The 10,449-nt window shown below is 73.0% G+C and carries 12 protein-coding genes; all 12 read left to right on the top strand.

All coding sequences use genetic code 11. From position 1 onward, the window contains the following. The first annotated feature begins 29 nt into the window (after window positions 1-29). Window positions 30-1,163, top strand: coding sequence for a hypothetical protein (locus tag SGA01_RS34010; protein WP_218037858.1), 1,134 nt, complete (start codon window positions 30-32; stop codon window positions 1,161-1,163). A gap of 11 nt (window positions 1,164-1,174) precedes the next feature. After that, the gene (locus SGA01_RS34015; RefSeq protein WP_055645540.1) at window positions 1,175-1,567 is read left to right on the top strand and encodes a hypothetical protein; all 393 of its coding nucleotides are present in this window, start codon (window positions 1,175-1,177) and stop codon (window positions 1,565-1,567) included. A 2-nt stretch (window positions 1,568-1,569) separates the two neighbouring features. After that, on the top strand, window positions 1,570-1,839 hold the full coding sequence (locus SGA01_RS34020) for a hypothetical protein (protein ID WP_055645541.1): 270 nt from the start codon (window positions 1,570-1,572) through the stop codon (window positions 1,837-1,839). Window positions 1,840-1,842: 3 nt separating this feature from the next. Next, window positions 1,843-2,343 carry a hypothetical protein gene (locus SGA01_RS34025; protein ID WP_141301576.1) on the top strand — a complete coding sequence of 167 codons (501 nt, stop codon included), beginning with the start codon at window positions 1,843-1,845 and terminating at the stop codon, window positions 2,341-2,343. Between the two features lie 170 nt (window positions 2,344-2,513). Continuing rightward, the gene (locus SGA01_RS34030; protein WP_141301578.1) at window positions 2,514-2,876 is read left to right on the top strand and encodes a hypothetical protein; all 363 of its coding nucleotides are present in this window, start codon (window positions 2,514-2,516) and stop codon (window positions 2,874-2,876) included. Next, window positions 2,873-4,570, top strand: a complete 1,698-nt coding sequence (locus tag SGA01_RS34035) for a hypothetical protein (RefSeq protein ID WP_141301580.1) — start codon at window positions 2,873-2,875, stop codon at window positions 4,568-4,570. The genes SGA01_RS34030 and SGA01_RS34035 overlap by 4 nt, the downstream gene beginning before the upstream one ends. Beyond that, on the top strand, window positions 4,570-4,914 hold the full coding sequence (locus SGA01_RS34040) for a hypothetical protein (RefSeq protein WP_141301582.1): 345 nt from the start codon (window positions 4,570-4,572) through the stop codon (window positions 4,912-4,914). The genes SGA01_RS34035 and SGA01_RS34040 overlap by 1 nt, the downstream gene beginning before the upstream one ends. A gap of 14 nt (window positions 4,915-4,928) precedes the next feature. After that, complete coding sequence (locus SGA01_RS34045; protein ID WP_141301584.1) at window positions 4,929-5,327, top strand: hypothetical protein; 399 nt, start codon at window positions 4,929-4,931, stop codon at window positions 5,325-5,327. 3 nt (window positions 5,328-5,330) lie between these two features. Then, on the top strand, window positions 5,331-6,641 hold the full coding sequence (locus SGA01_RS34050; protein WP_141301591.1) for a baseplate J/gp47 family protein: 1,311 nt from the start codon (window positions 5,331-5,333) through the stop codon (window positions 6,639-6,641). Next, window positions 6,638-8,845, top strand: a complete 2,208-nt coding sequence (locus SGA01_RS34055; protein ID WP_141301593.1) for a hypothetical protein — start codon at window positions 6,638-6,640, stop codon at window positions 8,843-8,845. The genes SGA01_RS34050 and SGA01_RS34055 overlap by 4 nt, the downstream gene beginning before the upstream one ends. Further along, on the top strand, window positions 8,842-9,459 hold the full coding sequence (locus SGA01_RS34060) for a hypothetical protein (protein WP_141301595.1): 618 nt from the start codon (window positions 8,842-8,844) through the stop codon (window positions 9,457-9,459). The genes SGA01_RS34055 and SGA01_RS34060 overlap by 4 nt, the downstream gene beginning before the upstream one ends. 11 nt (window positions 9,460-9,470) lie before the next feature. Beyond that, on the top strand, window positions 9,471-10,445 hold the full coding sequence (locus tag SGA01_RS34065; protein WP_141301598.1) for a hypothetical protein: 975 nt from the start codon (window positions 9,471-9,473) through the stop codon (window positions 10,443-10,445). The last annotated feature ends 4 nt before the right edge of the window (window positions 10,446-10,449 follow it).

Below are 10,449 nucleotides of genomic sequence, written 5' to 3' on the forward strand. Positions count from 1 at the left end.
CGTCCCCGTTCCGGAAGGAAGCAGGTCCCATGCCCGACACTCCCGTCCGCTACGTCCGCGTCAAGACCGGGGGCGTCCCCTTCGCCCCCGCCGTCCGCGCCTATGGCAACGTCGGCATCATCGGCGTCGCGACCCCGCCGGCCAACCCGCCCTCGGACTTCCTCCCGGCCAATGTCCCCACGCTGTTCACCGACGTCAACGAGGCCCGCAGGATCGCCGCCGGGCCCCTCGGCGACGCCATCGCGACGGCCCTCGTCCAGGAGCCGGGACCCAGCGAGGTCTGGGGCGTACGGCTCGCCCAGGCCAACACCTACGACGACGCGCTCGCCAAGATGGGCACCGTCAACGTGCAGCTGGTCCTCTTCGCCGGCACCGCACTGTCCGTCAGCACCCCGACGGGCGGCCAGCCGACGCCCACCCCCGCCATCGTGAAGCTGGCCGAGCACGTTGACGCCCCTGTGGCCGACGGCATGGAGCGCATCGGCGTCGCGATGCTCGCCAAGGGCGCAGCCGACCCCGCCGTGGTGGTCGGCAGCCTTGTCAGCGAGCGCATGGTGTACGTGGCGCACAAGAGCAACGAGGACGTCGCCGCGGCCGTCGCCGGCACCATCGCGGGCTACGAGCCGCACGTCTCGCTGCTCCTGAAGAAAGTCAAGGTGAGTTCCGAGCCGTTCTCCGCCCAGGAACTCGTCAAGCTGAACGGCTCCGAGGGCGCGGACACCGGCGGCCCCGCCGGCCAGGGCGTCAACTGGCTCGTCGACCCTCCGCTCATCCCGGGCGCCGGGGTCTATCTCGGCGAGGGCTACACGGGCAGCCCCGGAGACAAGAAGTACATCGACATCGTCCGCACCGTCGACGACATCACGTTCCGGCTCAAGGCCCGGCTCATCGGCACCATCGGCAACCTCCGGATCAGCCGCTCCGGCCTGCGCGGACTCGTCGCCGAGATGGAGACCGTCCTCGAACCCCTGCGCAGGGCCGAGGTCATCGAGGAGTACGAGATCGTCGTCCCCATCCTCGCCCTGCTCGACAAGCCGCAGCGCACCCCTGTCGAGGACCGGCTCGTCCAGGACGCGCAGACCGAGCGCGCCGCCGAGGCCATGGTGCGGGTCGACTACGCGGGAGCGATCCACCGCATCAACATCACGCTCAAGTTCGACTAAGGAGCCGCCCCATGTCCGACTGGAACACCCGGCTGGAAGTGAAACTCGCCGGCCGGACGATCTCGCCGATCACCAACTTCTCCCCGTCGTTCAACGTGCCCCACACGGTGATCCACAGCCTGGAGGCGGACGGCGTCGGTTATGTGCGCCAGCCCTTCACCTTCACCTTCACCCTGACCATCCCCGCCATCGCGTCGGCCGTCGCCGACCTCACCGAACTCGCGGTCAACGGAGGCGAGTTCGCCATCGCGGTCGCCGAGAAGAAGGGGAACGACTGGGCGTTCTCCTCGCTCAAGTTCAGCCGCTGCGTGGTCAGCGCCGCCCAGCCCAGCAACATCACCGTCGACGGCGTCCCCCAGGCCACCTTCACCTGCATGGCCCTCAACGTCGGTGTGGAGGACTGACCATGACGTCCGATGACGATCACGCCCTGCCGTCCGCCGCCGGTGACCGGGTCGAGCGCACCGGGATCGCCCTCGTCCACGAGGGCGAGTACATCGTGCCCGCCCCCGGCAGCGAGGCCGTGGTGTCCCACCGGAGCGACGCCGGCCAGGTCGTGCACTACCACTTCCCCGTGGAGGTGGAGGTGGTCGGCGCCCTCCAGGAGCACCACGTCCGGCGGATCGCCGCCCACGTCTTCGAGGAACTCGACCGTGAACTCGGCAGCCGGGGGTAGCCGGTGGCGGACAAGGTGCTCGTCGGCACGATCCCCCTGCTGTACGTGCAGAGCATCACCATGACCGAGGGGTACCGGGTCGAACGGATCCTGGGCAGCAGGTTCTCCCAGGCCACCCAGCCGTCCACGAAGACCCTGACCATCGAGGCGGTGCTGCTCGGCCCGGACCGGTTCGCGACGAAGAAGGCCCTGGAGGTACTCGCGCTCACCTCGCGGGCGCTGCTCTCCGCCGCGGGCCCGACCCTCGCCGCCACCGGCATCCCCGTCGTCTGCGGGCTCACGCTCAGCCTCGACATGCAGATCACCGACCTGCGCTTCGCGCAGAGCGTGCAGAAACGGGACGCCTTCGACCTGTCCATGACCCTCCAGTACGTGCCCCGCTCCAGCCTGAGCGCGCTGGCCGGCGAGATCGCCGACATGGCGCTCGCCGCCGGGAGCGCCGGCGTCCCCTCCGTACCCGCCCCCGGAGCCGTACCCCGCTCACCCGGCCCGCCGCTCTTCTGAGCCCGGGCACCCGGATGCGCCCCCAACCGGATGCGCCCCCAACCGGATGCGCCCCCAACCGGATGCGCCCCCAACCGGATGAGCGCCGCCACCCGGATGTGCCGCGCCACCCCGATGAGCCCCAGCACCCCGGAAAACGCCGTCCCCGCCCCGTCCCGAGAGGAGGCCCGATGCAGGCGAGTCTGCCCGTCGACGCCGACGAAGGCTTTCCGCAGTCCTTCCGGCTGCGCTTCGGCGAGCACGTCTACCGGATCGAGCTGTACGTCAACGCGGCCGAGGAGACGGTCGAGGAGACGGCGGCCGCGGGCGGCGTCCTCGACCTGCTCGGCGGAGGCCCGTTCCTCGTGGTCGCCGTGGCCCGCGAGGAGCCCGGCGGACTCGTCCCGCTGCTGCGCCGCAAGGCCGTCCGCGACCTGCCCTGCCCGGCCGGCGAACTCCGGCTCGTCTTCCGGGAGGCCCTCGTCGACGTCCGCAACCTCAACGGCACCGGCAGCTACGGCTCGAAGGTCCTCGCGGGGGTGTCCGCCCCATGAGCTTCGCCATCCGCTACAGCCTCACCCTCGCCGAGGAGGAGACCTCCGGCGGGCCCGCCGGCCTCCTCGGCACCGTCGCCGAGGCGGCGGGCCCCCTCTCGGCACTCGCCGGTCTCACCACCCTGCCGCTGAACGTCTCCAACGACGTCCTCGGCGGCTCCCTCGTCCTCGACGCCGACATCACCGTCACCATGGGCGAAGGGGCCGTCGCGAGCACCTTCGAGGCCGTCCTGGTCAACCTGCCCGCCGAGACGGTCAGGACGCTGCGCGCCGCCCTCGCCCGCCGGCCGCTCTCGGCCACCGTCCGGCTCGGCTACTTCGACGACCGGAGCGTCGGCCGTCACCCCGTCATGGCCGGCCGCGTCGTCAAACTCGCCTCCTGGGTCGCCGAGGACGGCCTCAGCAGGGTCCGGCTCACCGGCCAGGACGCCGGCGGCTACGCCCTGCGCATGACCTCCGCGAGCGTCCACCGCGCCGAGGCCGCCAACGCCCTGGACTTCGCCCACAAGGTCGTGACGGCCGCCGGGCTCACCCTCGCCAAGGGCTCCGCGCTGACCACGGAGCTCACCGACCACACCGTACGCAACCCCACCGCCCTCGACGCGCTGCGCGAGCTCGCCCACACCGCCGGCGCCCCCGTCGTCATCCGCGACCGGTGCGTCCTCATCGGCCCCGCCGTCGGCACCGACGACCCCGCCCCGGTCGCCTTCGACCCGGACGTCAACCTCGTCGCGTACGGCGAGACGCAGGGCGAGGAGACCCTCGTGGTGGCACCCGGCGAGGAGCGCCCGCCGACCCGTACCTCGATGAACGTGACCGTCCTCGGCCACCCCGATCTGCGGGTCGGCCAGGTCGTCACGCTCCGCCGCATCCAGGACGCCCCCGCCGGACCACTGCGCGTCAACCGGCTCGTGCACCGCTTCGGCGTCCGCACCGGCTACGTGTGCGAGGTCCAGCTCGTCGCCGCGGCCGCCGGCGAGTTCGTCGAGGCCGTCGACGGGGCCCGGGGCTTCACCGACCGGCTGGACGCCGGCGCCGAACGCGCCCTGCTCGCCCGCCCCTCCGTCGACGTCGGCGAGGTCAGCTCCTACCGGGCCGCGGGCCACCAGGTCTCCCTCCGCTACGGGCAGTCCCCGCCGCCCTCCATGAGCCTGCCCAGCGTCACCGGCCCGGTCGGCGACGACGTCCTGCTCGACAAACCCGTCGCGGCGCCCTTCGCGTTCGGGCCGTGCGGGCTCATGACCCCCGTCTACCCCGGCATGCGGGCCCTGCTCGCCCACAACCGCAACCTCGTCAACGACGCCGCCGTCGTCGGCTGGCTCTGGCCCCGCACCCCCGGCGCCCGGGCGCCCGCGCCCGAACCCGGCGACTACTGGCTCGCCCTGCCCACCGGCACCGGCTCCGACGGGCAGCCCACCGGCCCCGGCGTCAACGACCTCACCGACGCCAAGGGCGGCCGGATCATCCAGGCCCGCGGCCTGCACATCCTCGTCGGCACGCCGAAGCTCCCGCAGGTCGGCACCCGGCCCACCCCGCCCGACGACGACTCGGTCACCATCGAGCACCACACCGGCACCACCATCGAGATCGACCCCGAGGGTGCCGTCACCGTCCGCACGAAGGGAAGCGGGATCAAGCTGACCAACGGGACCGTGAGCCTGTCCCTCGACGGCGCCTCGGTACAGGTGACGTGATGCCCGAAGTCCTCACCACCGCCTCCGTCCTGAAGTGCGCCCACGGCGCCCCCGTCCTCGCCACCGCCTCGCAGAGCGCGCTCACCGTCGACGGCGCCCCCGCCCTGCTCGTCACCGACCTGCTCGCCGCGACCGTCCCCGCCTGCCCCAACACCGACGTCAGCAAGGGGCAGGCGCCCTGCGTCAAGGTCACCGCGGTCGGCGTCGGGGCCAGCCGCCTGCTGAAGGTCAGCGGCACACCCGTCGCCCTCGCCACCGCGAAGGGCGCCACCCAGGCCGTCCCCGTCCTCCCCTTCGCCTGGCAGGTCGAGGACCCGGGCCAGACCCTGCTCCGTACGGACTGAGGAGCCGCCAGCCCATGCCCAGCCCCGATCCGCTCGAACCCCTCGGCCACAGCCTGCTCCTCGACGACGGCGACCTCGTCGTCCGCGGCGGCGGGCTCGCCGAGGTCCGCGGCCTCGCCAACCTCGTCCAGGCACTGACCCTGCGCCTGCTCACCCCGTACGGCAGCGACCGCTGCGACCACCGCTACGGGCTCAGCGCCGGGGCCGCCTTCACCCACCCCGGCGGCACCCGCGTCCTCAAGGACCTGCTGCGCCTGGAGATCGTCCGCACCCTGGCCGCCGACCCACGGGTGCGGGAGGTCGCCGAGGTCACGTTCACCGAGGACCCCGCCGTCCGGGTCCTGACCGTCCGGGTCCTCGTCGAGGCCCTCGACGGCCGGACCACCGCCCTGACCGCCGAAGTGGAGGTGTGAACCATGGCGTACGGCGTGACCCCCGACGGCTTCGTCCTCAAAGGCCTCGACGTGATCCTCGCCGAGAGCAAGGCCCGCACCAGGGCCGCCCTCGGTGCCGATGTCGACCTGTCGCCCACCAGCCCCCTCGGCAAGATCCTGGAAGTGGTCGCCCAGGAGGACGCCGAACTGTGGAAGCGGATGGAGGCCCTCTACTACGGGCAGTTCACCGCCACCGCCGACGGCGCCGCCCTCGAACTCCTCGGCGACGACGCGGGACTCGCCCGCCACGCCGCCCGCCGGGCCGGAACCGTCGCGCTCACCCTGACCGGCGGCGTCCCCGGCCGGACCTACGTGGTGCCGGAGGCGACCGTCCTGCTCGGCGACGGCGACCCCGCCCGGGCCTTCGCCACCACCGCCCCCGTCGAACTGACCGCCGCCGCCCCCGCCCGTACCGTACGGGTCCTCGCCGTCGACCCCGGGGAGGCCCCGGTCGCCGCCGGAACCGTCGACGACGTGCACCCGGCGCACCGCGCCCAGTACCTCGCCGACTGGCCGCCCGCCGCCCTCGTCGTCACCAACCCGGCACCCTTCGGCGAGCTGATCCCCGAGGACGACGACGCCTACCGGGCCAGGATCATCGCCCTCCCGCGCGCCCTGTGGACCGTGGAGAGCGTCCGCCAGGCCGCCCTGGGCGTGCCCGACGTCCTCGACGCCCGGGTCACCGACCCGCTCGGCGGCATCGACGTCTCCCAGGCCTACTTCGGCGGCTTCGACTTCGGCGGCCGCACCTTCAGCGACGAACGCCGGGTCGGCGAGCCCTACTTCGCCGAGGTCGCCGTCGCCCACCGGGGCCTGCGCCCCTGGCGCACCCTGCCCGCCCCCGGATCCGTGACCGGCGTGTACGAGCTCGTCGAGGCGGCCGTGGAACGCGTCCGGCCCATCGGCGTGCACGTCAACATCCTCGAGGCGGACCACATCGACGTCGCCGTCCGCGCCGAGATCGTCATCGCCGCCGGCTTCGACGGCCCCACCGTCATCGCCCGCATCCGGGCCCGCCTCACCGCCGACATCGGCCGGCTCCGGCTCGGCGACGACGTCCTCTACGCCCGCGTGATGTGCGCCCTCGCCGACCAGCCCGGCGTCGACGACGTCCGCAGGCTCCATCTGCGGCGCTGCCCGCCCGCCTTCGGCCGCTTCGGCTTCGGCGGCGTCGCCTACCAGCTCGGCACCGTCGAGGCCGCCGTCGGAGAGTCCCTCGCCATGGGCCCCACCGAGATGGCCGTCTTCGCCGCCGACGCCGCCCTCAGCAGCATCGAGGTGGTCGGCCGATGAGCACCTCCACCGCCCAGGCCGCCCCGGCCGTCGCGCCCGACCCGCCCCGGCTCGCCGCCGCCGACATGGCCGCGCGGCTCACCGCGCCCTTCGCCCGCGGCGCCGACCGGCTGCCGCTCGTGGTGCGGGGCACGGCAGTCGACCCGTACGACTTCCAGCTGCACACCGCCCAGTTCGGCGTCACCCCCCGGCCGCTGTACATCCTCCAGGCCCGCAAGGACGTCCCTGCCGCGACCACCGTCACCTTCGGCGTACGGGGCGGCCCGGCACTCTCACTGCCCCTGCCCGACGGGCTCACCGCGGGCACCTCCGTCCCGCTGCCCGACGGCACCGGCATCCTCACGGGCATCCAGTCCGGACTCGCCGGCGGCCAGGAGGAGTGGTGGCGGCTCACCGCCCTCCTCGGCACCATGGGCCGGCTGCTGTGGGCCGTCGGCTGGGAACGCGACCACCTGCGCCGACAGCTCGCCCGCACCGCCGCCCAGCGTTCCCTCGCCCACGCCTACGGCGCCCACCTCGACCGCAACGGCGCGGGCCTCGGCGTCGTCCGCGCCCCCGGCGAGACCGACGGGGCCTACCGCCGCCGCCTGACCGTCGCCCGCCGCTGGACCCTGCCCACCCCCGCCGGCCTCACCGCCGCCCTCAACGACGCGGTCGGCCCCATCGACGGCGTCGCCGACCCCCTCGTCCTCGACGACACCGACGCCGAACTCCGCCGCGGCCTGCTGCCGCTGAGGGTCGCCCCCCTCGACCTGCCGCCCGGCCAGAGCGTCGACCTGCTCGGCACCGTCGGAACCGACCTGCCCAGGCCCCCCGTCGAGGAGGTCTTCCACCCCGGCCTCCTGGTCACCCTGTCCCCCTTCGCCGCCGTACACCGGCCCCTCCCCGGCACCCCCGAACCCCTCCTCGTCCAGCCCGTCGTCGCCGCCGCGATCGCCCGGCTCAACCTCTTCGCCTCGCTGTCCGTCGTGCACGCCGGATACGACCCGAGGGCCGCCGACGCCCGCGCCACCGGCCGCGCCGTCCTCCTCAGCCACGACACCATCCCCAGCCAACGGATCGCCGCCCTCGCCCACTGGTCCGGATTCGACCTGGTCACCCACCGCACGGACGGACTGGTCTACGCCGAGTGCGCCCCCGGCGAACTCCTCGGCATGGACACCGGCGACGGCGTCCTCCCCGTCGACGGGACGCTCACCCTCACCCTCCGGCCCCTCGTGCCGCCCCCCGGCTCCCTCGTCCGCTGGTACGTGCTGCGCCGCGGCGCGGGCCGCGGCGAACTCGTCGGACCCACCGAAGGGGCCTCCGTCGTCCTGCGCGGCAAGGCGGCCGGCCGGGTCGTCGTCGTTGCAGAACTCCGCCTCGCCGACCTCACGGCCTCCGCGACCCGCGAGCTCGTCGTCCGTCCCGTCACCCTCGCCGACAACACGGCGATCGGCGCCGACGGCACCCTCGACCCGGACCCGCCACGGCCCATGCCGCCCGGCGAGGGCCTCCATCCCGCCTTCCTCGTGCGCCACGACGACCCCGCCCACGCCGAGTACGGAACCGACGCGGAGACCCGTCGGATGCGCCGAGAGGTCGCCGAACACCTCGACGGGCTTCTCTCCCTCGTGCCTCCGGGGACCACCGGCAAACTTGCCGTCCGCAGAGACCTGAGCGCGACGGCGGGCCAACTCGCCAAGGAGGCACGCGAACTGCGCCTCAGCCACCCGGGCCTGCCCCTGGGAACGCTCGGCGCGCTCGCCCACCGGGCCGGCTTCAGCTACGTCCGCGTCGCCGGGGGAGTCGTGACGGTCGCCCAGGAGCACCAGGACCCGGTCAGGGTCACCGCACCCGGGATCTTCCGCGACGTCCTGCCGATCGGCACCACCGTGCCCCTCACCGTGACTCCCTCGCCCGCCGAGATCGGCGCGGCCGGAGTGCTCGGCTGGTCCACCGGCGACGGCGCCGCCGCCCTCCTGACCACCGCCCCCGGCACGATGTCCGTACGCGGCGAACACGGCGGCCCCGCCTGGGTGCAGGCCTCCTACCGGATGGGCGACAGAACCGGCGCCTACCAGTTCACGGTCCGGCTCCGCCCCGAACTCGCCGGCCACACCCTGCCGCCCGCCACCCGAGCCCTGATCATCCGCCTCCTCGAAGACCTGCGCCCGCTGGGCGTCGAGGTCGTCACCCGTCTCCTGCCCGGAGGGAATCCGTGACCGACATCAACTTCAGCCCCACCTTCAAACACGTGGCGTGGGTGGACAACCGCGACCGCGTGGCCGCGAGCGGCCAGAACGGCTTCAACGTGCGCTTCGACTCGATCCAGAAGGACCTGGAGAACCTGTCGTCGGTGGTGCGGCAGATCGACGCGGGGCTGAAGGCGGTGGGACAGCGGCCGACGGTGAAGAGGCTGCTGTCGCTGCCTCCGGCGTTCGCGCCCGTGCAGAGCAGGACGCCGTGGGTGCTCCAATCGAACGGCGTTGCAGTCCGGACGAGCGCGAACGACACGGACCTCGGGGGAGTCCTGGCCGTCGCGCCCCCCGACGGCGTCCAGCTGCTCACCCTCCGGGCCACCGGCACGAACGCCGGCAACGGCAGCCTGCAGGTCACCCTCTTCCGCAGCTCGCTCACCGTCACCGGCCCGCCCGAGCCGATCGCCCAGGTGCAGTGCTCCGGTGGCCCCTTCGGCGATCCCCAGCCGATCCAACCCGACAAGGCCCGGGTCGACATGTCCCGGTTCAGCTACTTCGTCGGGGCGAGTCTCGTCGACGCCACCCCAGGTGGCGCCGTCTTCATCACCAGCGTCCAGCTCTCCTACAACGTCGACTGAACGGAGCTCTCATGCCGGGCAACCTCTACATCCCCGTGGAAGCCACGGACGACGGGACGCAGCGCCCGTATCCCGCCAACGCGCCCACACCGCCGTGGCTCGGGCAGAACTTGCGGTTCACCTACAACGGGGTGCCGGACACCAAGGCGTACATCGGCAAGAAGAACAACATCGTGATCGGCGTGAAGAACAAGGGCGACCAGCCCATGGACAACGTCACGGTCCAGGCGTACGTGTTCGCGGCCGGCTTCGGGTTCGGCTACCCGGGATACGCGGCCTTCAGGTGCGACGTCGACCAGCCGATTCAGACCGTCGGAGCGCACAGCATGGCCACCTTCGTCATGAAGGAGCCCTGGGAGCCCGTTGACACCGACGGGGCGCCCGACAAGCACTACTGCATCCTGGCCAATGTCTACCAGGTGGGAGGTGAGGGCAAGCTGCTGGATTACCAGGACGAGCACGCCGTGCTCGACGTCGATCACAACCAGCACCACGGCCAGTGCAACATCGTCGTGGTGCCCGCACCGCCCCCGCCGCCCGGCGGCGGGGGCACCACCTCCAAGGTGCCCACGACGACCTTCCCGCCCCGGGGCGGGAACTCCGAGTACATGGTGCGCGCCGAACCCGTCACGACGAAGCCCGAGGAGAGCCAGCTCTCCCTCCTCAGGGTCCGTCCCGGCGTCGCACCGGGTGGCGGTGACACGGCTCTCGGGGGTCTCAGCCTGATGACCTCCAAGGGGCCCGTCCCCATCACCCTCGGCACCGGGACACCCGGCTTCGACCTTCGGTCGGAACTCATTCCGGGACTTGACACGCTCTTCCGGTTCCCCGAGGGCCCACGCGACGCGATTCCCACCGACATCGAGGTCCGGCTCCCCGAGGGCGCCCCGCTCGGCAGCCTGCACGTCTTCGACGTCGGCCTCCGGACCGAGCGGGGCGACCTCGCCGGTTCCGGGCTCCGCGTGATGATCCTGGTCACCGAGTAGCCGC

Source organism: Streptomyces gardneri, assembly GCF_006539185.1.
Classification (GTDB): domain Bacteria; phylum Actinomycetota; class Actinomycetes; order Streptomycetales; family Streptomycetaceae; genus Streptomyces; species Streptomyces gardneri.